Annotated in this window: 20 protein-coding genes; 11 read left to right on the top strand and 9 right to left on the bottom strand. The window is 64.1% G+C overall.

The window, feature by feature from the left end; genetic code table 11:
- Positions 1-51 precede the first annotated feature (51 nt).
- Positions 52-405 carry a hypothetical protein gene (locus tag FJ964_RS21620; RefSeq protein WP_140552352.1) on the top strand — a complete coding sequence of 118 codons (354 nt, stop codon included), beginning with the start codon at positions 52-54 and terminating at the stop codon, positions 403-405.
- Positions 406-589: 184 nt separating this feature from the next.
- Here FJ964_RS21620 and FJ964_RS21615 read toward each other — a convergent pair whose 3' ends face one another.
- A complete protein-coding gene (locus FJ964_RS21615) occupies positions 590-2647 on the bottom strand; it encodes a TRAP transporter permease (protein WP_140552281.1) in 2058 nt (685 codons plus the stop codon).
- Positions 2648-2733: 86 nt separating this feature from the next.
- Positions 2734-3723, bottom strand: coding sequence for a TAXI family TRAP transporter solute-binding subunit (locus tag FJ964_RS21610; protein WP_140552280.1), 990 nt, complete (start codon positions 3721-3723; stop codon positions 2734-2736).
- 339 nt (positions 3724-4062) lie between these two features.
- Between FJ964_RS21610 and minC the strand changes: the two genes are divergently transcribed.
- From minC to FJ964_RS21590, 4 genes are all read left to right on the top strand, one after another.
- The gene (gene minC, locus FJ964_RS21605) at positions 4063-4908 is read left to right on the top strand and encodes a septum site-determining protein MinC (protein WP_140552279.1); all 846 of its coding nucleotides are present in this window, start codon (positions 4063-4065) and stop codon (positions 4906-4908) included.
- 176 nt (positions 4909-5084) lie between these two features.
- The gene (gene minD / locus FJ964_RS21600) at positions 5085-5900 is read left to right on the top strand and encodes a septum site-determining protein MinD (protein ID WP_140500139.1); all 816 of its coding nucleotides are present in this window, start codon (positions 5085-5087) and stop codon (positions 5898-5900) included.
- Entirely contained in the window at positions 5897-6169 is a 273-nt protein-coding gene (gene minE, locus FJ964_RS21595; RefSeq protein WP_140500137.1) for a cell division topological specificity factor MinE, read from the top strand. The genes minD and minE overlap by 4 nt, the downstream gene beginning before the upstream one ends.
- A gap of 338 nt (positions 6170-6507) precedes the next feature.
- Positions 6508-7974, top strand: a complete 1467-nt coding sequence (locus FJ964_RS21590; RefSeq protein WP_140552278.1) for a hypothetical protein — start codon at positions 6508-6510, stop codon at positions 7972-7974.
- 272 nt (positions 7975-8246) lie between these two features.
- On the opposite strand, the gene FJ964_RS21585 is transcribed toward FJ964_RS21590, so the two are convergent.
- Positions 8247-8783: a DUF6428 family protein gene (locus FJ964_RS21585; protein WP_140552277.1), complete on the bottom strand. Its 537-nt coding sequence runs from the start codon at positions 8781-8783 to the stop codon at positions 8247-8249.
- 42 nt (positions 8784-8825) lie between these two features.
- Between FJ964_RS21585 and FJ964_RS21580 the strand changes: the two genes are divergently transcribed.
- The 4 genes from FJ964_RS21580 to FJ964_RS21565 all read left to right on the top strand — a co-directional run bounded on the left by FJ964_RS21580 (position 8826) and on the right by FJ964_RS21565 (position 11942).
- A complete protein-coding gene (locus FJ964_RS21580) occupies positions 8826-9179 on the top strand; it encodes a metalloregulator ArsR/SmtB family transcription factor (protein WP_140552276.1) in 354 nt (117 codons plus the stop codon).
- A 118-nt stretch (positions 9180-9297) separates the two neighbouring features.
- Positions 9298-9711 carry an arsenate reductase (glutaredoxin) gene (arsC, locus tag FJ964_RS21575; protein ID WP_140552275.1) on the top strand — a complete coding sequence of 138 codons (414 nt, stop codon included), beginning with the start codon at positions 9298-9300 and terminating at the stop codon, positions 9709-9711.
- The gene (gene arsK / locus FJ964_RS21570) at positions 9692-10930 is read left to right on the top strand and encodes an arsenite efflux MFS transporter ArsK (RefSeq protein WP_140552274.1); all 1239 of its coding nucleotides are present in this window, start codon (positions 9692-9694) and stop codon (positions 10928-10930) included. The genes arsC and arsK overlap by 20 nt, the downstream gene beginning before the upstream one ends.
- 130 nt (positions 10931-11060) lie before the next feature.
- Entirely contained in the window at positions 11061-11942 is an 882-nt protein-coding gene (locus FJ964_RS21565; RefSeq protein ID WP_140552273.1) for a DMT family transporter, read from the top strand.
- A 52-nt stretch (positions 11943-11994) separates the two neighbouring features.
- Here FJ964_RS21565 and FJ964_RS21560 read toward each other — a convergent pair whose 3' ends face one another.
- Both FJ964_RS21560 and FJ964_RS21555 read right to left on the bottom strand, forming a co-directional pair.
- Positions 11995-16557 (bottom strand): autotransporter domain-containing protein, encoded by a 4563-nt coding sequence (locus FJ964_RS21560; protein ID WP_140552272.1) that lies wholly within the window; start codon positions 16555-16557, stop codon positions 11995-11997.
- 221 nt (positions 16558-16778) lie between these two features.
- The gene (locus FJ964_RS21555) at positions 16779-17633 is read right to left on the bottom strand and encodes a helix-turn-helix domain-containing protein (protein ID WP_224624480.1); all 855 of its coding nucleotides are present in this window, start codon (positions 17631-17633) and stop codon (positions 16779-16781) included.
- Between the two features lie 391 nt (positions 17634-18024).
- On the opposite strand from FJ964_RS21555, the gene FJ964_RS21550 reads away from it, so the two are divergent.
- Entirely contained in the window at positions 18025-19074 is a 1050-nt protein-coding gene (locus FJ964_RS21550; RefSeq protein WP_224624337.1) for a helix-turn-helix transcriptional regulator, read from the top strand.
- Here the strand turns inward: FJ964_RS21550 and FJ964_RS21545 are convergent.
- Positions 19071-19445 carry a hypothetical protein gene (locus FJ964_RS21545; RefSeq protein ID WP_140552269.1) on the bottom strand — a complete coding sequence of 125 codons (375 nt, stop codon included), beginning with the start codon at positions 19443-19445 and terminating at the stop codon, positions 19071-19073. The genes FJ964_RS21550 and FJ964_RS21545 overlap by 4 nt on opposite strands.
- A 63-nt stretch (positions 19446-19508) precedes the next feature.
- Between FJ964_RS21545 and FJ964_RS21540 the strand changes: the two genes are divergently transcribed.
- Positions 19509-20303 carry a membrane-anchored protein gene (locus FJ964_RS21540; protein ID WP_181172564.1) on the top strand — a complete coding sequence of 265 codons (795 nt, stop codon included), beginning with the start codon at positions 19509-19511 and terminating at the stop codon, positions 20301-20303.
- A gap of 420 nt (positions 20304-20723) precedes the next feature.
- Here the strand turns inward: FJ964_RS21540 and FJ964_RS21535 are convergent, their stop codons facing one another.
- From FJ964_RS21535 to FJ964_RS21525, 3 genes are read right to left on the bottom strand one after another with little or no spacing between them, the layout of a single operon-like run.
- Positions 20724-23021, bottom strand: a complete 2298-nt coding sequence (locus FJ964_RS21535) for a xanthine dehydrogenase family protein molybdopterin-binding subunit (RefSeq protein ID WP_140552268.1) — start codon at positions 23019-23021, stop codon at positions 20724-20726.
- Positions 23018-24001, bottom strand: a complete 984-nt coding sequence (locus FJ964_RS21530) for a xanthine dehydrogenase family protein subunit M (RefSeq protein WP_140552267.1) — start codon at positions 23999-24001, stop codon at positions 23018-23020. The genes FJ964_RS21535 and FJ964_RS21530 overlap by 4 nt, the downstream gene beginning before the upstream one ends.
- The gene (locus FJ964_RS21525) at positions 23998-24477 is read right to left on the bottom strand and encodes a (2Fe-2S)-binding protein (RefSeq protein WP_140552266.1); all 480 of its coding nucleotides are present in this window, start codon (positions 24475-24477) and stop codon (positions 23998-24000) included. The genes FJ964_RS21530 and FJ964_RS21525 overlap by 4 nt, the downstream gene beginning before the upstream one ends.
- Positions 24478-24564: the final 87 nt, after the last annotated feature.

Here is a 24564-nt window from a genome sequence, read left to right as displayed (position 1 = left end):
CAACCGGGAGTCTAGGCTGGCATGCGTTTCCGTCAGCACGAAGACCGTCACATGCCCCGCTTTCTTGCCGTCTACACCATGAAGCCCGAAGACCTTGCCCGCTTTCGCAGCCTGCCCAAGCCCGAGCAAGATGCGATTGATGCCGTCGGCCTACAGCAGTGGACGGATTGGGAGGAGAGAAATGCGGCATCTTTCCCCGATCGCGGCGGCATGGTCGGCAGGACGACGCGCGTTACCAAGGATGGCATCGCGGACGCCGTGAACCCTTTCTGCGGCTACATTGTCGTCGAGGCCGATACAATCGATGCCGCCGCCCGCCTGTTCGAGAACCACCCGCATTTCACAGTCTTCCCGGGAGACGGCGTGGACATCATGCCTTTCGTCACGAACCCCTCAATGACTTGAAACTTCGGCTGCCGTCTTCTGATGTTGAAAGCCGTCTGTCAGCTCTCGGGGAACATTCCCCCGCGGAAGGGATCCTGGCGGTTCGCGTCAGGTTCAGGCTGAAAGCAAGCTGACTTCCTGAAGTCCCCCCAACGTTCCCGGCCCCTTTTGAATTCTTGGGGAGGGATCGTTGGGGCGGCGCTGATCAAGCTGGTCGCGCCTCTTCGACGTTGCGCGCGCTCCAATGGCGCGAGATGACGGGAATGATAAGCACCAGGCCGAGTAGGGACGAATAGAGTTCGGGCGCCACCAGAAGCAGGGCGGCCAGCACCAGCAACACGTTTTCCCATGGCCGGGTGCGCACGAGCAGGTAGCGCGAGAGGGCGGCGCCCAGGCAGGTGATGCCGAGCGCGCAGCCAAAGAAGGCCAGGAGGAAGTTCGGCCAGGTGAAATCTTTCGTCACCAGCAGAAGCGATGGCGAGAAGACAAAGACAAAGGGCACCAGCGCCTTGCCGAGCCCGAGCCGAAAGGCAGTGTTGCCGGTCTTGAATGGATCAGCTCCCGCCATGCCGGCGGCAGCGTAGGCAGCCAGCGCAACCGGCGGCGTGATGTCAGCCAGCAGGCCATAATAGAAGACGAAGAAGTGGGCGACGATCGGCTCGGTGCCGAGCATCACCAGTGCCGGTGCGGCAATCGTCACCATGATGATGTAGTTCGCTGTCGTCGGGATGCCGCAACCCATCAGGATGCAGACCACGCCGGTCATGATCAGCGTGAACAAAAGGGTCAGCCCGTGCGTCGAGAAGATCGCCTCGGGGACAAAGGTGCCGAACAGCAGCGACAGATGGCCTGCCGTCGATGTTACGATGTAGGACAGCTTGAAGCCGACGCCGGTCAGGGTGACGACGCCGACGACGATGCCGACCGTGGCGGCGGCGGCGCCAACGGCGAGCGCATACTTGGCGCCGTCGCGCAGGCACACCACGATGTCGGCGACAGACATGCGTCGGCGCGGGTTAAACAGGCCGACCAGGATGCACAGGGTAATGCCCCAGAAGGCAGCCATGTAGGGCGTATAACCCGCAAGAAGCACGCCGATCAGGACGACGAGTGGGATGATGGTCGGCCAGTCCCGTTTCAATGCCTCGACCACGTCCGGCATCTCGTCCGGGCGCAGACCGCGCAAGCCGGTGCGCTTGGCCTCGAAATGCACCTGCATGAACACGCCGAAGAAGTGCATGAAGGCCGGCACTATCGCTGCCAGAATGATGGTCGTGTAGGGCAGTTCGAGGAACTCGATCATCAGGAAGGCGGCGGCTCCCATGATCGGCGGCGTCACCTGCCCGCCGGTGGAGGAGGCCGCCTCCACCGCGGCGGCGAAATGCTTCTTGTAGCCGAGCCGGATCATCGCCGGGATGGTCAGCGAGCCGACGGTGACGGTGTTGGCGACCGACGAGCCGGAAATCATGCCAAACAGGGCCGAGCCGAAGATCGATACCTTGGCCGGACCGCCGGCGTAGCGGCCGGCGACCCATGCCGCGCAATCGAGAAAGAGCTGGCCGAGACCGATGCGGGTGGCGAAGACGCCAAACAGGACGAAGTGGAAAACGTAGGTGGCGACGACGCCGAGCGCGATGCCGTAGATGCCTTGCGTCGTCAGGTAAAGGTGGTCGACGAGCTGGGAGACGGACGCGCCGGGATGCACCAGGATGCTCGGCATATAGGGGCCGAACAGCGCATAAGCCATGAAGAGGATGGCGATGATGGGCAGCGGGATGCCGACGGACCGGCGCGTCGCCTCCAGCAGGAGCAGAATGAGAATCAGGCCGAGCACGACGTCCGTCGTCGTGGGATTGCCGACGCGGAAGGCAAGATCGTCGAGCGGGATCATCGGCACGTGCAGGACCGCAACCACCGCGGCAAGCGCCAGCAACCAGTCGAAAACCGGTATGCCGAGCGGCCGCAGAAGGCTGGATTGGGCGGACTGGTCGTAGCCCTTCTTCACCAGAGGGAAGACGAGGAAGATCAGCGACAGCACCATCGACAGGTGGATGCCCCGGTGCAGCATCTCCTGCAGCAAGCCGAAGCCAGCCGTGTAATAGTGAAACAGCGACAAGGCCACCAGAAGGAAGCCGACCAGCCAGCCGGCGGCGCGGGTCAGCGGCCGGAACCGGATCTCGGAGTCGAATTTCTCCTCCAGTTCGCGAGCCTTTTCCTCGTCGAACTCCATGCCGGAAAGCCTGATCTTGTCGTCGTCGCTCATAGCCGGTTCCGTATCCTGAATCCCCAGACGAAGGAGGCGGAAAGCACGCCTTCCGCCTCGTTATCGCCAGTCTGTCGGGTGGCCGCTTATTTCAGGGCGCCAACTTCCTTGTAGAATTTCTCCGCGCCCGGATGGAACGGAATGCCGGCGCTGGTGACCGCGTTCTGGAGCGTGATCAGCTTGCCCTTGGCATGACCAGCCTGCAGCGCCTTCTGGGTCTCGTCGCTGTAGAGCGACTTGACGATCTTGTAGATGAGGTCATCACTCTGCTTGGCGCTGGTCACCCATTGCGCGGCGACCGAAATGGTCTTGGTCTCGCCGACATTCTTGTAGGTGCCCGCCGGCACGATGTCGGTCGAGAAGAACTTCTGTTCGGACAGGAGCTTGTCGGCCTCGGGGCCGGTGATCGGCACCAGCGTGATGTTGTTGGTGCTGGCAAGCTCGACGATGGCACCGGTCGGATAGCCGCCGACGAAGAAATAGGCGTCCATGGCGCCGTCCTGCAGGCGCTCGCCTGCCGGGCCGGGCTTGAGATATTCGGGCTTTACGTCCTTCTCGGTTAGGCCGTAGGCGCCGAGCACCAGGCGCGCATCAACGATGGTGCCGGAACCCGGCTCGTCGAGGGAGACGCGCTTGCCCTTCAGATCCGCCACCGTCTTGATGCCGGCGTCAGCGCGCGCGACCAGATGGATGGTTTCGGGATAGAGCGTCGCAATGAGGCGCAGATCCTCTACCTTGGGCTTGCCCTCGTAGAGGCCGGTGCCCGAATGCGCCCAGTAGGCGACGTCGGATTGCGTGAAGCCCGATTCGGAAGCGCCCGACTGGATGGCGCTGATGTTGGCCACCGAACCGTTGGAGGACGTGGCGCTGGCAACCAGGCCCTCGACGCCGGCCGGCCCCGTTGCCGAGATCGCGTTGGCGATCAGCCCGCCCACCGGATAGTAGGTGCCGGACGTGCCGCCGGTGCCGATACGGAAAAAAGCCTGCTGCGCGCGCGCCGGCGAAAACCCTGCCGCGGCCAGCGCCAAAGTACCCGCGCAGACGGAAAAGACGCGACGATTGATCGAAACAGTCATACTACCTCCCGGTCAAAGGTCGGCAGGATGTTGCATCAACCCAAGGATTGTCAACCTGCGCGCGCGCCTTTCGGGAGGGGATCGGTCGTCGCTGGCGGTGGCCCCCGCTGTTGCCGTCCTTGGTGCATTTTGAGATCTAGCTTGTCGATTGATCGGCGGTAATCCGCTTGCTGATGCGGCGCTATCAGCACATTCCGCGTGTTGTCAGCCGGCATCCGCAACCGGCGGTTAGCCGACCCTCCAATTTCTGGCGGCTTCCAAGGTGCCAGCCGTCTTTATTAACCATTTGTTAACCATTCGGCCGGCACCCTTTAACCATTGAGTAAGGATTCGCCAGCCGTGACCTTTGCCGCTCCCCTGGAGACCAAATCCATTCGCTTTCGCGCCCGTTCGTTCGTCGCGTTCACGCTGACGCCGGAGGCGCCGATCGGTGCTTGGCTGGAGGGGCTGGATCATTGGATCGGCAATTCGCCGGGTTATTTCTCCGGTCGGCCGGTGGTGCTCGATCTCAATGCGCTGAAGCCCGGGTCCGACGAGATCGCGGCGCTGGTCGCCTCGCTCGGCGCGCGTGGCATCCGGGTCTATGCCATCGAGCTCGAAGGGGCCTCGCTCGGGCCCGAGCTGCCGCCGCTGCTGACCGGCGCCAAGGAGGCCACTTCAGATGGCCTGCTGGCGCAGCCCGGCCGCAACGGCAAGGCAGGCGTCGCGGAGGAGGCCCGCAAAACGGAAGCGGAGTCTTCGGAACGCGGCAAGGAAACGGGCAGGCCCGACGAGGGCAAGGCCGAGGCTGGAAAGGTCAAGGCGGCCAAGCCGGTCAAGACAGAACAGGAAGCCGGTGCGGCGGAGCCGGTGCCGGCCGGAACGCTCATGGTCAAGTCGCCCCTCCGTTCGGGTCAATCGATCTTTCATCCGCATGGCGATGTCATCGTGCTTGGATCGGTCGCTTCCGGTTCCGAGATCATCGCGGCGGGCTCGATCCATGTCTACGGCACGCTGCGCGGCCGCGCCATTGCGGGCTCGGAAGGCAATATTTCGGCGCGCATCTTCTGCCGCAGGAACGAGGCCGAACTGCTCGCCATCGACGGCTGGTACACCACGGCGGAGGACATGGAAGGCGCCTCGCGCGGCAAGCCGGTGCAGGCCTTCCTCGAAGACGGCGTGCTGCGCGTCGTGCCGCTGAACTAGGGCGCCGGGATGAAAACGCCGAACCAGTTCTCGTCTTGCTCGATCGCGGACAGGACGCCGCCTAGCCCCGCAAGGTTGGGACCGGTTTCGCGTGGGATGATGGCAGGTTCCAACAATAGCCGTGCGACGCACGGAGCAATAACAAACGACAACATCAGGCGACGGAGGCTTTTTTCATGGGCAAGGTAGTGGTGGTCACCTCAGGCAAGGGAGGTGTCGGCAAGACGACCTCGACGGCCGCATTGGGGGCCGCGGTCGCCAGGACCGGCAAGAAAGTGGCGCTGGTCGATTTCGACGTCGGTCTGCGCAATCTCGACCTGATCATGGGCGCCGAGCGGCGCGTGGTGTTCGACCTCGTCAATGTCATCCAGGGCACGGCCAAGCTGTCGCAGGCGCTGATCCGCGACAAGCGCGTCGACACGCTGTTCCTGCTGCCGGCCTCGCAAACGCGCGACAAGGACGCGCTGACCGAAGAAGGCGTCGGCGAGGTGATCGAGAAGCTGCGCTCGGTGTTCGACTATGTGTTCTGCGACAGTCCGGCCGGCATCGAACGCGGCGCGCAGCTCGCCATGCGCTTCGCCGACGAGGCAGTCATCGTCACCAATCCGGAAGTGTCGTCGGTGCGCGATTCCGACCGCATCATCGGCCTGCTCGACGCCCGCACCATGCGCGCCGAGCAGGGCGAGCAAATCGCCAAGCACGTGCTGGTGACGCGTTACGATGCCGGCCGCGCGGCTCGCGGCGAGATGCTGTCAATCGACGACGTGCTGGAAATCCTGTCGGTGCCGCTGCTCGGCATCATCCCGGAGAGCCAGGATGTGCTCAGGGCCTCCAATCTCGGTTCGCCGGTGACGCTGAGCGATCCGCTGAACGCCGCCGCCAAGGCCTATATCGAAGCGGCGCGGCGGCTGGAAGGCGAAGACCTGCCGGTCGTGGTTCCCTTCGAGCGCAAGGGCTTCCTCGACAGGCTGCTCGGAAGGAGGGCGGCATGAACATTCTCGACCTCTTCAAGCGGCGCTCCAGCGCGCCCGTGGCGCGTGAGCGGCTGCAGGTGCTGCTCGCCTACGAACGCCGCAGCCGTGGCCAGCCCGACCTCGTCTCGGTGCTGCGCGAGGAGATCATGGCCGTCATCGCCAAGCACGTGCAGATCGACCAGGACTATCTGCAAATCTCGATGGACCGCGGCGAGACCATGTCGACGCTGGAAATCGACATCCAGATCCCCAACAAAAGCGCCGTGCCGCTGGCCATGGCGGGCTGACTTTTACCCCCCTTGTGGGGAGGGTCGCTGCAAGCAGCGGGCGGAGTTGGCGCGGCGCTCCAGGACGAGCATCCTCCAGCGCCAGCGCCCTCGGTCCTACCTTCCACGCGGGGAAGTAGGAGCCAGGAATTTCCGCATTCAGATTTCACCCAGAGATTGGGTGCGTCAATTCTGCAAAAAGACGGCCTCGGCACTGGTCGCCCGCCGCATCCCAACCCCAAATGTTCAACTTTACGCTCCCCCTAATGGGGGGCTTCCCCTGCGCAATCAGTGGATGTAAGCATACATATTAGCCAATTATTAAATACTGAATGGGGTATGCGTAAAGGGCATTCGTTATGAATTTCAAGGGTCTGATCAAGCGTGCCGAAGACGTAGATGATGCACTCCAGGAGCTGCAGGCCGATCTTGCGGACGCTCTGGATGCCAGCCTCGATACCGAATATGACGCGCCGCCAGACAGCGGCTATGTCCCGGATTCCGCGCCAGGAGCCGAGGCCTCGGCACCCGAGGCCAATGCGGCAGATGCGGATGGTGCGGATAATCCGGACGGCGCGGGCAACGCCGACGCCACCGAAACCGCGCCACGACTGACGCCCCATACCCAGACCCGGATGGCGGCATTGAGTGCCTTCGAAGGGATGTTCCATGATGCCAGGGATTATCTGGATGAGATCAACGGCAAACTGTCGGAGATCGCGACCTCGCACCATTTGACGCGCGAATTCCTCAACATCCTCCACACCGACATTCTTCGCGCCAACGAGTTGGAGCTCGCAAACGGCGACCTGATCGCGGAACAAAGAACGCTGTCGGAAAAGCTGCACGACACGGCAAGAAAGCTGCGCGAGCGTGAAAGCGCCTGCGAATTGCTGCAACAGCGCGAGACAGGCCTGGTCCAGGACAGGGAGGCGCTTCGCGCAGCGCTCGCAGCGGCCAGGCTGGAACTTGCCGAGACGGCCAATGCGAGCGCAAAACGCGACGCGGAGTTCGGCGACATCGCCAAGCGGCTGACGGCCAGGGCGGTCGAGGCCAACAGGCGCCTGCGCGAGAGCAAGATGCTGCGGGAAAAACATGTCAGCCTGTCGATCGAGCTCGACAAGGCGCTGAAGCGGGAAACCCAGACGCGCCACAGGCTCGACGAGCTCTCGACGATCCATGCCAGCGAAGCAGCGCGGCTTACCGAACTGCTGGCCGCGCTCGGCAAGAGCGAAAAGGAGGAGATAAGGCTCCAGAAGTCACTCGAGACTGCCCAGGCAAAGCTATCGGAAATGACCGAAGCGGCCAGCATGATGGAAGGCGACAGGCAAGCTGAACTGGCGCGCAGCCAGACGGAAATGCGCGGATTGCGTTCCGAGATCCAGGACCTGCAATCACGGCTGGAGCGGGCCTCGCACGAGAACAGCGAGGCCGCAGCCGAGATCGCCAGGCTCAAGACCGACTTGAATGACACCCTGGCCGAAAAGAAAATCGCCGATCAAAAGTTGTCCTCGCTCACCGACGAGAACGAAAACGACAAGACGAGCCTTTCGAAAGCGAACGCCAATCTTTCGCAGCTTGCGCTGCAACAAGCATCGGAACAGATACAGCTGGATGTCCAGAGGCAGGAATGCGAGGACCTCAAAGCTGAAATCGTGTCGCTCAATGCGCGGATCAAGGAATTGCTGCCTTACGAGCGGCTCCACAAGGCCACCAACGGCAGATCGCGCGAGGCCGACGTGGTCGACATCGCCACCGTGGTGGCGGAGAAAGCCCGTGGAACGGGCAGGCGGCGCATCCGCAGGAATCTCCGCGCCACGCCGTAGCTCATTTCGCCCGGCATGGCCTCAGGTTCCGCTGCTGGCAGCGTCCCGCGCTCGCTGCCTTTCACGATGCGGGCTGCCGGCCAAAAGCCTCAACGCGATCACTCGGCCTCGAACGCCACCGCAGCGGAGGAACTCGAGCAGCGCCACCCGGCGCCGCGCTGCCGCTCACGGAAACGGCGAACCGCTCTAACTCTTTGATTTGACGCAATTCCCAAGGGAAAGCGCTACGCGCTTTTCCCGGGAAAACCGTGCACGTTTTTCCTGGAATTGCTTTAGCCGCAGCAAGGTTGCGGTCCGGCCGAAGGTCCGCAACAGGCCTTGGCTTTCCTCTCTTCCTCCAGCCAGCGGTCACGTGGCTTGCAGCTTGCCGGCCGCGGCGAAAGCTCGACATGCACCGCATCACCGTCGAGCCGGGGAAGCGCGGCGCGGTAGAGCTGCATCGGGCGCACGCCGTCGCTGACTTCGAAAGTGAGCTTGGCGGAATGGTCGAGGCCGACATGCTCCGTCACCTTGCGGATGATCGCCGAGAATTTCCCGGCCGGCATATGCGTGCGGTCCTCCTCGACGTCCCAGAGCTGCACGAAGATCTCGGCCCAGGATTCCGGGTTTGCACCGCAGTCCAGCGCAGCGAACTGGCCGGCCTTCACTTCGGTGACGTGATAGCCGGGCCGCACCGGCCGGCCGTCGTAGAAGAACACCAGCCGCCGGTCCTCGTAGCCCGTCAGAAACTCCAGCAAGCCAGCGATGGTGATGTCGCCGGGATCAACGACGTCAGCGGGTTCAAATTCCCGATTGTCAGAAACGAGCATGTGCGGTAATCCTTGTTTCAACATTTTTAGGATTGTTGAAATATGGATGAACGTCAAGCCCTTTCCGCCTTCGCGGCGCTTTCTCAAGAAACGCGCCTGCGCATCCTGCGGCATCTGGTGATTGCCGGTCCGGACGGGATTGCCGCCGGCGCCATCGCCGAAAAGGTCGAGGTCTCGGCCTCGAATGTGAGCTTCCACCTGAAGGAGCTCGAGCGGGCAGGGCTGGTCAGCGTGCGGCGCGATTCGCGCTCGATGGTCTACAGCGCCGAATATGACGCGTTGAGCGGCCTCATCCGTTTCCTGATGGAGGATTGCTGCTCCGGCCGGCCGGAAATCTGCGCGCCGGCGCTGGCTCCAGTTTGCTGCGCCGCCGATGTGAAGGGACCGGTTCAGTGATCGCCGCGATAAAAGGCTCGGCGACCATCCCGATCGCGCCGAAGTCGCAGTATGATCTGGCTACATGGCTGCTGCGGCAGCAATCCCAAATCCAACCCCTTGCCGTCGAGGCCAAGCCATGACCGTCACGATCTACCACAATCCCGACTGCGGCACCTCTCGCAACACGCTTGCCATGATCCAGGCGAGCGGCGAGAAGCCTGACATCATCGAGTATCTGAAACACCCGCCCAGCCGGGACCGTCTGCGCCAACTGATTGCCGCGATGGCAATTCCGGCGCGCGCCTTGCTGCGCGAAAAGGGTACGCCCTATGCCGAACTCGGCCTGGCCGATCCCAAATGGACCGACGACCAGCTGATCGATGCCATGCTGCGGCATCCGATCCTGATCAACCGGCCGATCGTCGAAACGCCCAAGGGGACGCGGCTGTGCCGTCCGTCCGAGCTCGTGCTCGATCTGCTCGACCACCCGGTGACCCGCTTCACCAAGGAAGACGGCGAGGTGGTGATGCATGACCGTGGCAGCAAGTGATCGAAGCCTTGCCGATCTCGAAGTCGCGGAGCGGTCGCCGCTGGCCGCCATTGCCGCCCTCGGCGTCACCCAGATCGTCGGCTACGGCACGCTGTATTACAGCTTCAGCATTCTCGCCGCCGACATGGCGAAGGATCTGGGCTGGCCGACCGAATGGATTTTCGGCGCGCTCTCGGCGGCCCTGCTGGTTGGCGGCCTGACGGCACCCTGGCTTGGAAACTGGATCGACCGCTTCGGCGCCGGCAGGATCATGACCGCCGGCTCGATCCTTGCCGCGGCTGCGCTCGCCGCCTGTGCCTACGCGCCGGCGGCCGGGGCCTTCGTGGCGGCGCTGATCGTGCTGGAAGTGGCATCGAACCTGGTCCAGTACGGCGCCGCTTTCGCGCTGCTTGTGCAGATAAGACCGCGCGCGGCGCAACGCAGCATCACCTATCTCACCCTCATTGCCGGCTTCGCATCGACCGTGTTCTGGCCGATCACCTCGGCCCTGCACGCGCAGATGTCATGGCGAAGCGTCTATCTCGTCTTCGCGGGGCTGAACCTGCTCGTCTGCCTGCCGCTGCACGCCTGGCTCTCGCATGGGCTGGCCAAGAGCAGGCGTGCGGCGACCGAGCCGCCACGGCATGTCCAGGGCTCGCTTCCCGCTTCGGCGCGGCCGCTCGGCTTCGCGCTGATGGTCATCGCCTTCTCGCTGCAGAACCTGCTTGGCGCCGCTGTCCTGGTGCATATGGTGCCGCTGCTTTCCGGACTTGGCCTGGGGGCGACCGCCGCCATCGTCGGAACGCTGTTCGGGCCGTCACAGGTGTTGAGCCGCTTCATCAACATGATCTTCGGCATCAACCTTCCGCCATTGACGCTGGCCATCATCTCGGCTGGCCTGATGACGAGCGGGGTCGTCGTGCTGGACTGCACGGCGCCTTCCGTCGCTGGCGCGATGATCTTCGCCGTCGTGTTCGGCATGGGCAACGGGCTCTTCAGCATCGTTATAGGCGCCCTGCCGCTGACATTGTTCGGCAGTGCGGACTATGGCCGGTTGCAGGGGCGCGTCACATCGGCCCGGCTGCTCGTTTCGGCCGTCGCGCCGTTTGCGCTCGCCTTTGCCATCGTCCATGTCGGCATTGCCTGGTCGCTGGGGGCAATGGCGTTTCTGGGCGGCATCGCACTGTTGGTCCTGACAGCGATCACGAGACTGCCGAACGCGCGCAACGGCCGCGTCTGAGAGCGGCCGGCTCGTGCGTGGCCTTTCTTGCCCCATCGAGATGCCGGCCCTGCCTCACGACGAGCGGGCCGGTTCGCCCTATCTCCCATGACGCAGCGTTTGCCTGATGGCGCATGGAGGACGGGATCAAGTGACATCGACGCCGGTTGCCAGTCGTGAAGCGGCGCCTTTGCCCGTGATGGCGCTGCTGGGCGCCATGGTGTCGATCCAGATCGGCGCCACCTTCGCCAAGACGCTGTTTCCGGTGATCGGCGCGCAGGGCACGACGACGCTGAGGCTGGTCGTCGGCGCGCTGATGCTGATCGCCGTGCTGCGGCCCTGGCAAATGCGGCCTTCGCGCGCCACCATGCCGTGGCTGGTCGCCTATGGGGTAACGCTGTGCGCGCTAAACCTCCTGTTCTACGCCGCGCTCGCCACTATACCGCTCGGCGTCGCGGTGGCGCTGGAGTTTTCAGGACCGCTGCTGGTGGCGACGCTGACCTCGCGGCGCGCGGGCGACTTTGCCTGGATCGCACTGGCGGTCGCCGGCATCGTGCTGTTGTCACCCTTCATCCGTTCGCTCCAGCCGCTCGATCCGACCGGGGTGATGCTGGCCTTGGCGGCCGGCGGTTTCTGGGCGCTCTACATCGTGCTGGCGCAGAAGGCGGGCGCGGAGCTCGGCACCCGCACCACCGCCTACGGCATGGCGATAGCCGCCGTGCTGGTGCTGCCTTTCGGCGTGGCGCAGGCGGGAACGGGCCTGCTCGCGCCGTCGATCCTGGTCAGTGCCTTGCTCGTCGGCCTGTTCTCGAGCGCGCTGCCGTTCTTTCTGGAGATGGTGGCGCTGACCCGGATGCCGGCCCGCATCTATGGCACGCTGACCTGCCTGGAACCAGGGCTCGGCGCGCTGGCCGGCTTCCTGTTCCTGCACGAGAGCCTGACCGCGCCGCAACTGGCCGGCATCGCCGCCGTCATCGTCGCGGCCGCCGGCACCGCACTGACGTCGAAGCCGCCCGTGCCGTCGCCGGAGTAGGGGCTGGTCAACGTACAGGTTCGTGCTGCAAACCCGGTTTCGCCATCGTCGTTTAGAACTTCACGCCCAGATCGACCTTCGCGCCCTGGTCGACCGTGCCGCTGCCGAACTGGCCGGTATAAGACAGGCCAAGCGTTGCGTTGGCGGCGAGGTGCATATCGAACCCGGCCTCGATCACTGCGGCATCCCTGGCGATCGGCACGCCGGCGATGGTGAATTGATCGCCCCCGGCGAAGGCGAAGGCGGAGGTCGGCGTGACATCGCCGAAGGCGTGACGCCAGCCGAGCGTGCCGCGGGCGGTGGCGTCGATGCCGCCAAGCGCGAAGTCGGTCGCGCCGCGAAGGCCGAGCGTGGTGAAGCTGGCGTCGCTGTTTGTGCTGGCGCTGGTCAACGCCGCGGCACCACCCGTTTCGGTGAAGCCATCGGTGTGCACGCTGACATAGGCGAGGTTGGCGAAGGGCTCGAAATGGAAGCGACCGGCATCCGCCTTGTAAGCGAGTTCGCCGAACACTTGCGCGGTGCCGGCATCGTAGTCGGCTGATAGTTGATCGGCAAAGCCGTTGAAAGCAACCGAGCGCCTGGTCGAGATACTGCTCCAGCTATAGGCCGCGCCGCTGCGGAAGGCGATGGCACCCCAGTTGGTGCCGCCATAGAGGCCGAGATGATAGCTGTCACCCTTGCCTGATGAATCGCGGTCGTCGGCATCAAAGGAGGAATGGCCGTAGCCGCCGATGAGGCCGACACGCCAGCCGCCGACCAAAGTATCGGCGCCGGCCAGGAAACCGCCGGTCGAGCGATCGAAGGCGGCGGCATTGCCGTCGCTGTCGGTGTTGCTCCACGAACCGAACACCTGGCCCCAGACGGCGAAGCGGTCGGTATCGGCCGCCACCATTTCCGGTCCATCCTCGCCATAGGCCATGACCGGCAGCGCCGCAGCGCCGCCATCGCCAAAGGCGGCAGCGATGCGATTGCTGGCCGCGTCGCGGACGAGGCGGCTGTCTTCAAGCAGCATGCCCTTGGCCGAGGCATGGATTTCCCCGGAAAGCTGGTCGAAGGCGTCCTGGGCGGCTGCTTCGCTCGGCAAAGCAAATATGGCATCGAACAGCGGATTGCCGCTGCCAAGACTTTCAGCACCACCGCCGGTCGCGATCTGGTTTGGCGTCAGGCCGACCTCGGCGAAGGATTTTGCCTGCGTCGCGTCAAGATAGACATGCGTCGGGTCGTAACTCGCGGAAAGGCCGGTGAACGGGCCTAGGCCGCTGATCGTGTAGGTGCCGGTGACGCCCATGTCTGCCTGCAGCACGGTGTAATGCATGCCCGCCACGTAAGGTGCTGCGTCGGTCTTGATCACGTCGAGGATCGCGCCGGCGGCGATGGTCGCCGTGCCCGTCGCGTGGATGAGATCGGACTGGCCGGTCGAGGTCAGCTCGACCTGGTAGATCGAGCCCGCCGCCTGGTCGAGATTGCCGGCGACGTTGAGCGTGCCGATCGAATTGCCGGGTGCGATGATGCCGCCCGACCGCGCCATGACACCGCCCACCGTGCCGTTGCCGCCCAAAATGCCGCCGAAGATCGTCACCAGCGAGTTGGCCAGCGAACCATTTACGGCCAGCCGTCCGCCATCCACATTGGTGGCGCCGGTGAAGCCGCTCGAATCGGCGGTAAGGTTCGTCGCGCCGGCGATCTGGTTGATCGTGCCTGCGCCACCGATCGCCGACGCGAAGGTGTAGTTCGTATCGGTGTGGTTGAAGTTGATCGCACCCGCGCCCGGTCCGAACTGGACGCTAGCCGCATTGAGCGTGCCCGCGGCGACCGCTGGCGATCCGCTCGCCGCACCGATGTTGAGCGTGCCGACGGAACCCGCCATGGCGGCGATGTTGATCACGCCGCCGCTCGACACCGCGCCGCCATTGGCAATCGTCAGCGTGCCTGTTCCACCAGCGCCGACACCGAGATCTCCGCTGCTGGCCCATGTCGAGCCTGTGCCGCTGACTATTGCCGTGCCCACCGCCCCGCCGTCAAAGCCCAGATACCCCGCAGCGCTGGAGACGATACCTCCGTTTGAGATCGCCAGCGTGCCGGTGCCGTCTTCGCCGACGGTCAGGTCCGAACTGTTTGCCCAAATCGAGCCGGCACCGTCGACCGCTACCGTGCCTACCGAACCTGCGGCGTAGCCAACCAAGCCCAAGCCATTGCTGACCACGCCGCCGTTCGAAACCGTCACCGTGCCCGTGCCATAGCCTCCGACATAGAGGTCCCCGCTGTTCGTCCACTTCGATCCCGCGCCGTCAACCGCAGCCGTGCCGGTCGAACCGGCAACAAAGCCGATATAGCCCCAGCCATTGCTGACCGTGCCGCTGTTCGAGATCGTCAGAGTACCCGTGCTGAAACCGCCTACGAACAGGTCCGAGCTGTTGTTCCAGGCCGAACCCGCACCATTGACCGTTACCGTGCCGGTCGAGCCCGACAATGTGCCCACATAGCCTGTGGTATCGCTGACCTTGCCGCCGTTCGAGATATTCAGCGTGCCGGTGCCCTGATCGCCGACGAACAGGTTGGAACTGTTTGTCCAGGTCGATCCCGCGCCGTCAACCGTCACCGTGCCGGCGGAACCTGAATCGAGACCGACGAAGCCCAGGTCACTGCTGACCGCGCCGCCGTTGAGGATGTTCAGTTCGCCGGTGCCGGCGAAGCCGACGATAAGGGCTACGCTGGCCCAGGTCGAGCCTGCACCGTCGACCGTTGCCGTGCCGGTGGAGCCCGCAACGTTGGCCAAAATGCCGTTCTGATTGCTGACCGTGGCCTTGTTCGAGACCGTCAGCGTACCTGTGCCCTGATCGCCAACGATCAGGTCCGAACTGTTTGTCCAACTCGATCCCGCGCCGTCGACCGCTACCGTGCCGATCGAGGCGGCACCGTAGCCGACAAAGCCCGCGTCGCTGCTGACTGCGCCGCCGCTCGAGATCGACAGCGTACCCGTGCCGAGCCCGCCGAGATACAGGTTTCCGCTGCTGTTCCATGCCGCGCCCGTTCCATCGACGGACACGGCGCCGGTCGAGCTCGCAGAGTTGCCAACATAGGCCCAGGCATTGCTGACGACGCCGCCATTGGCGATAGCCAGAGTGCCGGTGCCGAAATCGCCCACAGTCAGGTTGGAGCTGTTGGTCCAGGTCGAGCCGGCATTTTCGACGAACACGCTGCCGGTCGAACCTGCCTTCGCGCCAATGACCGCCGCGCTGTTCTTGACGACCCCGCCGCTGGAGATCGCCAGAGTGCCGGTGCCGAAATCGCCCACAGCCAGGTTGGAGCTGTTGTTCCAGGTCGATCCGGCGCCATCGACGAACGCGAAACCGGTCGAACCTGCCTTCGCGCCGATATTCCCCGAGGCGTTGCTGACCACGCCGCCGCTTCCAACCAAGAGCGTGCCGCTGCCGCTATCGCCAACGAATAGATCCGAGCTGTTGGTCCAGGTCGAGCCGGAACCGGTGACCGTCGCGAAGCCGACAGAGCCCGTCAGCGCGCCGATCGTGCCGATCGCGCTGCTGACCGTGCCGCCGCCCAAGACCGTCAGCGCACCCTGGCCTTGGTCGCCGATGAACAGGTCGGAAGTGTTTGTCCAGGACGATCCGGTACCGTCGACCGCCACCATGCCGGTGGAGCCCGCGGCATAGCCCGCATATCCCACTGAACTGGTGACTTTGCCGCCATTCGTTATCGTCAGCGTGCCGAAACCCGCGTTGCCGACCGCGAGCGCGGCGTTGGCCCAGATGGAGCCAGCACCATCGATGGTTGCCGTGCCAGTGGAACCCGCCAGGTTGCCCAAAATGCCGCTCAGGTTGCTGACTTTGCCGCCGCTCGAAACCGTCAGCGTACCGGTGCCCTGATCGCCGATGAACAGGTGGGAAGCGTTTGTCCAGGTCGAGCCCACGCCGTCGACCGTGACCGTACCGTTGGAGCCCGCATGCCAACCTATGGTGCCCGTGGCATTGTTGACCGCGCCGCCATTGGTGATGTCCAGCGTGCCGTCGCCGAACTCAGCATTATAGAGATCGCCGCTGTTGGTCCATGTCGAACCGGGCCCGTTTACGGTCACCGTTCCGGTGCCCTTGCCGTAGCCCACATGACCCACGGTGTCGCTCACGACGCCGCCGTTCGAGATCGTCAAGGTGCCGCTGCTGTTGGTGCCCAAGGCAAGGAAAAGGTCCGAACTGTTGTTCCAGGCGGAGCCTGCTCCAACCACGCTTACCTCGCCGCTTGCGTCCGAAGCGTAGCCGAGATAGCCGGCGGTCCCGGCAAGTATGCCGCCATTCGTAATCGTCAGCGAGCCTGTGTAGCTTGCGATAGTGCCGACAAACAGAGTGTGCGCCGCTGCATTCGCCGCATCGATGACGGCCGGATTCGGGAACGTCGCATCGAGATAAACGTCATCGCCCGACGTCGGAACGGCGGCGGGGTTCCAGTTTCCGGCGGTAAACCAATCCGTGGAGGCCGCACCGGTCCAGATCTCGGCCGCCGTCGCGGCCATCGGCTGGCCGAGCCCGACCAGCGCCGTCGACGTCAGCGCCAGATATTTCCACGCGTTAGCCTTACGGCCACCAAAACCATTCTGCGGCATCCAAACCCCTGACATGACAGTCGTTTCACCCTGAGGCTGACATGTCATTGGAGCCCGGGCTTGTCTTGGGCAGGGCCGCACTGGAATTGGACTGGAGTGAAAAGCCGTGCCTTTTGCGCGCACTGTGGCAGTTCTGCGCCATCATCGCGCAGGCGCCGCTCCACCGGCCGCTCAAAGAGAGAATCGAACTCCCGCCGGCCGGCCACAGAAGATGCCGCAACTTATCTGGCGCTCGTCGGAGTGTAGCCGAAACGGCGACGGAAGCAGCGATTGAAATACGATACATCGCTGAACCCGCTCGTCATCGCGATATCGCTGACCCGCATGTCGCTGTGTCCCAGTGAGAGCATCCTGTGGGCGCTCTGCAGCCGCAGCTCGAGAACGCGCTCGGAGAAGCTCACTCCCGTTTCCTGAAGGAGATCGTGGACGTAGCGCGCCGACAGGCCGAGCTTTTGCGCGACACCTTGAGCGGAAATGCCGGGGTCGGCGAAATCCTCGGCGATGCTTGCCAGGATCGCCTCCAGCCTGGCGGCACGCAGGCCGCGAAGGCCGGCCAATTCGGCAGCCCGACCTTTCGCCCCGGTCACAAGGCCGATCAGGTCCACGATCGTGTCCGTTGCATGGGCTATGAGATCGGCCGAGGCGAGCGGGCTGCCGCTTTCAAGAAGCTGGCAATAGCGCTTGAGAAGATCGAGGGCTTCGTTGTCGGCACCGATCTTCAACCCCAGCCTGTCGTCGATCTGTGGGAAGGCGCGCATGAGGACCGCGCGGGGGACGACCACATTGGTCCAGATATTGCGGTCGGCACCGGTCATTTTCAGCGCTTCCGAAGCCGTGACGAGGACGGCTTCTCCCCGACCGACAGCATATTCGCGGCCGACCTGTGCGCCGGACAAGAGGGTGTCGGCGTTGTTGATCAGCAGCAAATAGCCATCATTGTCGTCCTCGGCGATGTTGCTCGCCTTCCTTGTCGCCTGCTTGATCGTTCCGGACATCTGTCCGAGAACCAGTGAACCGACAGCCGTGGCTTCGATTGAGGCCTCGAAGGGCAGGTTTTCCGATATGCCGTACTCCACCGACCATATTTCCGCGACGTGGATGTCCTGCCACAGGGAAAATCGCTCGCGTTCGTTAAGATGCGGTGGCAACCGAGCCGATGAAAACACCGTCTTTCGCGACAATGGAAAACCTCGATAAAGTATCCGCGCTTAAAAAATACCGATCGCCATACTTTCCCTCGGCAGAATAACCGGCAACAGTGGCGGCTGGCATCAAGCAATCGAGTTGAATCTTAATCGAGATCAGCCAGGAGTGGCGTCATCCAAAAGTATGACGCCACAAAATTCTCCGAGGCGAGATCGCAGTGTGTCTGGAGGCGTGGTGGAGAGGCTGAGCAGCGAAGTTCTTGGTTCCATTATCGGCGATATTTACGATTGCGTTTTGAACCCGGAAGGCTGGGCCGGCGTCATGACCCGGATCACGACCGCCATGGATGCGGCCTATACAACCATCGCGCTTGCCAGCACCGCCGACAATCATGGCCGCTTCGCCGCTCAATCGCCTTGGGATCCCGTGCAAATGCGCGTGCTCCAGGATTATGACTTTGACGCAATTCCAGGTCTGAAGACGGCGGTCGTCGGCGATGTCGACACGCCCGTCGCGACGCTGTCGTTGATGAGCGAAGCCGAACTCGGGCAGACGGCATTTTTTCAGAATTGGGCCAAACCGCAGGGATTGCGCGAAGCCTGCATCACCAAATTCGTCCACACATCGGACCGGATCGGGCTCATGGGTTGCACCACATGGGCCGACAGGGGGACCATATCCGCCGAAGACCAACATTTCCTGGCGTTGCTCTCGCCGCATCTGCGCCGTGCTTCCCTGATCGGAGACCTGCTCGACCAGGCTCGCGTTACCGCCAGCCTTTACCGCCAGGCGCTCGACAATCTCGCAGTGCCTGTCGTGCTTGCCGGCGCCAACGGGGCAATCCTCCATGCCAATGGCGCTGCCGAACGGATGTTGTCGGCGCAAGGTCCGATTCTTTCCAGGAATGGCTTGCTTCAGGCGCAGAATCCGGCGGTGGCCCGAGCCCTGCTCGAAGCGATCGCCAGCGCGGCGAGCGCGGATGCTTCGCTTGGCGCCCGCGGCATAGGACTGCCGATCTCGGCCTCGGGCCGCCCACCCGCCGTTGCCTATGTGCTGCCGCTGACCGAAGGAACCGCGCGCGCGGCTTTCCGGCCGGCATGCGCGGCTGTCTTCATATCGACCACTACGTCGGCTTCTCCTCTGCCGGAGGCCGTCCTGACCACGCTGTTCGACCTTACGCCCGCGGAGGCGCGGGTCCTGCTGCGGATCGGCAGCGGATTGTCGGCGTCGAAGAGCGCTTTGTCGCTCGGCATCGGCGAAAACACCTTGAAGACACACCTCAATCGAATCTTCGCCAAAACCGGGACGAGACGCCAAGCCGATCTCGTCAAGCTCGTCTCGGACATAGGCACGCCCCTGGCAGCGCATTAAGCGCGTCGAAGCTCATGGGGAACCAGGATTTTTCGCGGCGGCGGTGGCTTTTGCGGAGTATGGCCTTCATGCCCATCGTGTGGGTGGCGCATCGATAAGCCCATGTGGCGGGCATGACGATGACAATGAGGCTTGCCAGCTTTTGGGTCGGTGATGTGGGTGTCCTCGGGGTTGAGGCTCGTGTCTTTGATCTTAAAATGAGCAGCGATGTCGTGCTGCGTCATCCCAAGATCAATCAGGAATTTGATCTTTGCCGCCATCTCCCCGGCACAAGCCGCTTGGCCCGCTCCTGATTTCAGGCTGATCGGATTACAATTTCTCTCGGCCGCCGGAACGCCTTTCTTTTTGACTTCCGGGGAATTGGAAGCCATACGCAAAGGGTGATGCAGCGTGGTTTCTACGCTTCATGGATTTTCAACAGGATTGGCGAGTCGATGAGCTATTCCACGATCAGACGAACGATCAAGGAAGCACTCGTCTACAGATTTTCCCGCCCTCAGCCCCTGCGTCATCCAATGCAGTTCGTGGGCCCGGTGCTCGTCGTCGGTTCCGCCCCTGGATCGAACCGGCCCAAGGGATTCGACGAGAGCTTTTCGGTTCTCACCGTCAACGGTTCACAGTCGGTGGCGAAGAAATGGGGCATCGCCAAGCCTGATGCGACCTTTCTTCAGTTCGCCCAGGTCGAAGGCAAGAACCAGAATGCCGTGGCCGTACGGCGCCTCCTCAATGGCGAAGAGACCGGCATTCTGCATGTACTCCGCTGGCAGTGGGACGAGCAGCGCCTGCGCGATGGCCTTGCGGCATTCCACTACCGCTACGATCAGCTCCGGCTGGTTAACAAGTACCAGCGCATGGCCCTGCACGAAGCGGTCATGGGCACTCGCCACAGCGAGTTGGACAATGCGGGAAAGTTTTCGAACGGCATCACCGCTGTACTCTACGCGTTCAACAGCGGCGCGTCGGCTGTCGTCATCTCCGGCATCAATCCCAGCTCGACCGGCCATGACTACAACGAGCTCGGCTTGAGGAGGCTTCATAGCGACATGGACCACTCGATCTTGCTGAAGCTTCACAGCCGTGGTGCTAAAATCTTCACGGCCGATCCTGAAGTGGCGGTTTCGACCGGGCTGCCGCTCTGGCAGGGCAACGCCATGTGCGGCGGAAAGGATGTCGGGCTGACCTGTACGCCGGATATCTCGGCTACGGGCCGGCAGACGCCCGAGCGGTAATTGGCCGGGCGCGGTCCGATTGGCGGTTGGACGCTATTTCAAAAAGCCTGATGATTGGGTGGAAAGCGAAACTGTCCAGAAGCCCCGCAAGATGTTGATTTGGCTCACTTGATGTATGCCGCTTTCGGCAGTCATTGAGCGCCTGCTTGGGATCGCAGCGATGGTGGCCACGATCAATCATTCGCCGTTGTCAAGGCGTTTGGCGGCAAGACGAATGGTTCATGTGTGGCCCCTGCCGTGCCGTTAATGTGGCCGACGAGGGTTGTGCATCGGGTTCGCCTGCGCCGCAAAAGCGTGGCGAGCGACCATGCGTGACCGTCCTTGAGGGTGAGGGGCATGTCGGTAGGCGGGGGCTGACACTGAGTTGGCGAGGCGGTCGAACTGCCAATCCCCTGCGCAGGAGATTGGCAGCTCCAAACCTCAGATCAACTTCTCCAGCGTGATCGGCAAGTCGCGTACGCGCTTGCCGGTGGCGTGGAACACCGCGTTGGCGATCGCAGGCGCCACACCGACGATGGGCAGTTCGCCGACGCCCTTGCCGCCGAGTATCGAGGAGTGCGGGTCGGGAATGCCGACCGAGATCACCTCGATGTCCGGGATGTCGGCATTGGTCGGCACCAGATAGTCGGCGAGGTTGTTGTTGACGATGCGGCCGTGGCGGCGGTCGATGATGCCTTCTTCCAGCAACGCCTGGCCGATCCCCATGATGATGCCGCCCTTCCATTGGCTTTCCGCCAGCTTCGGATTGTAGAGCCGTCCCGAATCCAGCGCCGACACGACGCGCGAGACGCGCACCGTGCCGAAATCCTCGTCGACGCGCACCTCGATGAAATGCGCGCACCAGGAGTGACGGGAATAGTCGCCTTCCGTGTGCGGCAGCGCCATGGCGATGGTGGTGTAGTTCTTGTAGCGGTCCTCGGCGCTCGAGTTGGCCGGCATGGTATCGCCTGTCGCCTCGATGCGGTCGCGGCCGACGCTTTTGAGGAGCTCGGCGATCGACACGTCGGGGCCGTCGCCGCGCGGCGAGGCGATGCGGCCATTGGCTACGACCAGCGTGTTGGCCTGCAGCGCATGGAAGGGCGAGCGCGGGTCGCTGATCGCCAGGCCGACAAGCTGGTCGAGCGCCGAGGTAGCGGCCTTGTAGACGGCACCGGTCATGACGCCGGCCAGGCGCGAGCCGCCTGCGACGCCGGCGCGGGGAAAGCGGGAATCGCCCAGCTTCACCACGACGTCGTCGGCCGGCACGCCGACCGTCTCGGCCGCCGTCTGCGCCAGGATGGTGTAGGTGCCCTGGCCCATGTCGATCGAGGAGCTTTCGACCTCGACCGAGCCGTCGGCCAGGATGCGCACGATCGCCTCGCCATAGGCGCGCCGCACCGGGTAGGTGCCGGCGGCCACGCCCCAGCCGATCAGCTGGCTGCCGTCGCGCATCGAACGCGGCTCCGGTGTGCGTCTGGCCCAGCCGAAGCGCTCGGCGCCTGTGGCAAAAGCCTCGCGCAACTGTCTGGTGGACCAGGCTTTTTTCACTTCCGGATCCTGCTCGGCATAGTTCCGCAGCCGGATCTCCAACGGGTCGATGCCGACTTCGTAGGCGAGCTCGTCGATGGCGCTTTCGATGCCGAAGGCCGAAGGATTTTCGCCCGGCGCGCGCATGGCGCCCGGCACCACGGAATTTACCCGCACGACGTTCTGCCGGGACGAAAAGTTCGGCGTCGCGTACATGATCGAGGTAACCGAGGCCAACGGCTCGACCCACATGCCTTCGATCGACGTCTCGTTGACGCCCCGATGCACGATCGACTGGATCTTTCCTTCCGCGTCGGCGCCGAGCGCCACCGTCTGGCGCGTCGCGGCGCGGCCGCCATAACCGGTGAAGGTCTGCGGGCGCGTCATCACCAGGCGCACCGGCCGGCCGAGCATTTTTGCGGCACTCGCGGCAACCGCGCCGTGGCCGAGCGCCAGCGCCTTGGACCCGAAGCCGCCGCCAATATAGGGCGAGACCAGCCGCACATTCTCGAACGGCACATCGAACCATTCGGCATAGGTGCGCGCCATTCCGTCGAGCCACTGGCTCGGCTCCCAGACAGTGAGCCGGTCGCCCTCCCAGCGGGCGATCAGGCCGTGCGGCTCCATCGGCGCCTGATATTCGCGCGGCGTGTTGTAGGCGGCGCAGATCCGGACGGGAGCGGACGCAAAGGCAGCCTGCGCGTCGCCCCATTCCTTGGTCATGGCCTCGATCGGAATGCCGTCGCCAGCTTTGGCATCGTTGAGGTCGACGATGGCCGGCGTCTCGTCATAGTCGACCTTGACCAGGGCCGCTGCCGCGACCGCCTGCTCGAAGGTTTCCGCGACCACGGCGGCGACATGCTGGCCCGAAAAAGTGATGTCACGCGCCAGCGGGCAATAGGGCTTGTCGGGCGGGGGCGTGCCGAACCAGTCCGATGCGGTTTTCAAGGCGATGATGGTGTCCGGCGTCAGCACTCGCAGCACGCCGGGCGCCGCCTCAGCCTGCGCCGTATCGATGGCGCGCACCTTGCCGGACGCGATCGTGCTGTCGACCAGTACGGCATAGGCCAGGCCTTCGAGCTGCTGTTCGACGGCGTATTTGGCCGCGCCGGTGATCTTGGCCGGGCCGTCGACGCGCGACAGCCGGCCTCCGACGGCTTGTGCCAGCACGCCGTCGGAGGCGTCGCCATGTCTTGCGATTTGAACGGTCATGCCGCTTCTCCCAGTTTGAGGATCGCTCTGGCCACCACGCGCGGCGCGAGCTCGATCTTGTAGTGGTTGGCGCCGTGGTCGACGGCGCCCTCGACGGCGAGCAGGCTGGCCGCGCGGACAGCCTCAGGCTCCAGCACCTTGCCTTTCAGCGCCTCTTCCACGGCGCGCGCCCGCCAGGGCTTGGTGGCAACGCCGCCGAGCGCGACGCGCAGGTCGCGGACGGTGCGCCCGTCGGCCTCGAGTTCGAGGCCGACGGCGGCACTGGCGGCGGCGAACTCGTAAGACTGCCGGTCGCGGACCTTCACGTAGGTCGAGCGGCGGGCGGCGGCGGATCCGGGGATTTCGATGGCGGTGATCATCTCGCCCGGTTCGATCGCGTGTTCCTTCTGAGGCGTGGTGCCGGGCAGCAGGAAAAAGTCGTCGACCAAGACGCGGCGTTCGCCGAGATGGACCACCGCATCGAAGGCGACCAGCGCGGTGACGAGGTCGCCGGGATACGTGGCGATGCAGGACTCGCTGGTGCCGAGCACCGCATGACCCCTGGTGACGCCGCCGATCGCCGAACAGCCGCTGCCGGGCTCGCGCTTGTTGCAGGCGGCAAAATTCGAGGGATCGCGGAAATAGGGGCAGCGTGTGCGCTGCATCAGATTGCCGCCGACGGTCGCCATGTTGCGGAGCTGCGCCGAAGCCGCCTGCCACAACGCCTCCGAGACGGCGGGAAAGCCACCCTTGATGCCGGCATGGTCGGCGACATGGCTCATCCTGGCGAGCGCGCCGATAACGGCGCCGCGCTCGTCGATCTCGATGGTATCGAGCCCCTTGAGATGGGTGATGTCCACCAAGCTATCGGGCTCGGCGACGCCGCATTTGGCGAGGTCGATCAGCGTCGTGCCGCCGGCCAGCAGCATGGCGCCGGGCAGGGCGGCCGCCTGGCGTGCGGCGTCGACCGAGGTGGCGCGAAGATAGGAAAAATCCCTCATGACGCGGCCTCCAGCGCTGCCTGGCGCACGGCGGCGACGATGTGCGGATAGGCGCCGCAGCGGCAGAGATTGCCGGCCATGTATTCGCGGATCTCGTCATCGGAGCCGGCATGGCCTTCGCGGATGCAGGCGACTGCCGACATGATCTGCCCCGATGTGCAATAGCCGCACTGGAAGGCGTCCTGGTCGAGGAAGGCAGCCTGCACGGGATGCAGTTCGCCCTCCCGTGCAAGCCCCTCTATGGTGGTGACGGTGCGGCCTTCGGCCTGTGCCGCCAGCGTCAGGCAAGCCAGCACGCGCTCGCCGTCGACATGCACGGTGCAGGCGCCGCACTGGCCGTGGTCGCAGCCCTTCTTGGTGCCTGTCAGGCCGAGGCGGTCGCGCAAGGCGTCGAGCAGCGTGACGCGCGGTTCGAGGTCCAGCGTGTGCGGCTGGCCGTTGATATCGAGATGGACGGGGATTGTGGTGTTCGTCATGGGCGTCTGGCTCCAGTTGCTTGACGCTGAGGGAAATGAAGTGGTGTCGGGGCGAGGAAGGGCAAGGCCGGAGGTGGAGCAGCGGAG

It is taken from the genome of Mesorhizobium sp. B2-3-2 (assembly GCF_006442295.1).
Taxonomy (GTDB): domain Bacteria; phylum Pseudomonadota; class Alphaproteobacteria; order Rhizobiales; family Rhizobiaceae; genus Mesorhizobium.
This window is presented reverse-complemented; position numbering and strand designations above follow the sequence as displayed.

Bases quoted from the DNA above. Each gene is read 5' to 3' on its own strand.
- minD (WP_140500139.1), top strand. From the start codon at position 5,085: ATGGGCAAGGTAGTGGTGGTCACCTCAGGCAAGGGAGGTGTCGGCAAG.
- FJ964_RS21550 (WP_224624337.1), top strand. From the start codon at position 18,025: ATGACCCGGATCACGACCGCCATGGATGCGGCCTATACAACCATCGCG.
- FJ964_RS21525 (WP_140552266.1), bottom strand. From the start codon at position 24,477: ATGACGAACACCACAATCCCCGTCCATCTCGATATCAACGGCCAGCCG.
- FJ964_RS21535 (WP_140552268.1), bottom strand. From the start codon at position 23,021: ATGACCGTTCAAATCGCAAGACATGGCGACGCCTCCGACGGCGTGCTG.
- FJ964_RS21580 (WP_140552276.1), top strand. From the start codon at position 8,826: ATGGATGAACGTCAAGCCCTTTCCGCCTTCGCGGCGCTTTCTCAAGAA.
- FJ964_RS21620 (WP_140552352.1), top strand. From the start codon at position 52: ATGCCCCGCTTTCTTGCCGTCTACACCATGAAGCCCGAAGACCTTGCC.
- FJ964_RS21610 (WP_140552280.1), bottom strand. From the start codon at position 3,723: ATGACTGTTTCGATCAATCGTCGCGTCTTTTCCGTCTGCGCGGGTACT.
- FJ964_RS21540 (WP_181172564.1), top strand. From the start codon at position 19,509: ATGAGCTATTCCACGATCAGACGAACGATCAAGGAAGCACTCGTCTAC.
- FJ964_RS21585 (WP_140552277.1), bottom strand. From the start codon at position 8,783: ATGCTCGTTTCTGACAATCGGGAATTTGAACCCGCTGACGTCGTTGAT.
- FJ964_RS21545 (WP_140552269.1), bottom strand. From the start codon at position 19,445: ATGGCTTCCAATTCCCCGGAAGTCAAAAAGAAAGGCGTTCCGGCGGCC.
- minE (WP_140500137.1), top strand. From the start codon at position 5,897: ATGAACATTCTCGACCTCTTCAAGCGGCGCTCCAGCGCGCCCGTGGCG.
- arsC (WP_140552275.1), top strand. From the start codon at position 9,298: ATGACCGTCACGATCTACCACAATCCCGACTGCGGCACCTCTCGCAAC.
- FJ964_RS21560 (WP_140552272.1), bottom strand. From the start codon at position 16,557: ATGCCGCAGAATGGTTTTGGTGGCCGTAAGGCTAACGCGTGGAAATAT.
- FJ964_RS21590 (WP_140552278.1), top strand. From the start codon at position 6,508: ATGAATTTCAAGGGTCTGATCAAGCGTGCCGAAGACGTAGATGATGCA.
- FJ964_RS21615 (WP_140552281.1), bottom strand. From the start codon at position 2,647: ATGAGCGACGACGACAAGATCAGGCTTTCCGGCATGGAGTTCGACGAG.
- arsK (WP_140552274.1), top strand. From the start codon at position 9,692: ATGACCGTGGCAGCAAGTGATCGAAGCCTTGCCGATCTCGAAGTCGCG.
- FJ964_RS21530 (WP_140552267.1), bottom strand. From the start codon at position 24,001: ATGAGGGATTTTTCCTATCTTCGCGCCACCTCGGTCGACGCCGCACGC.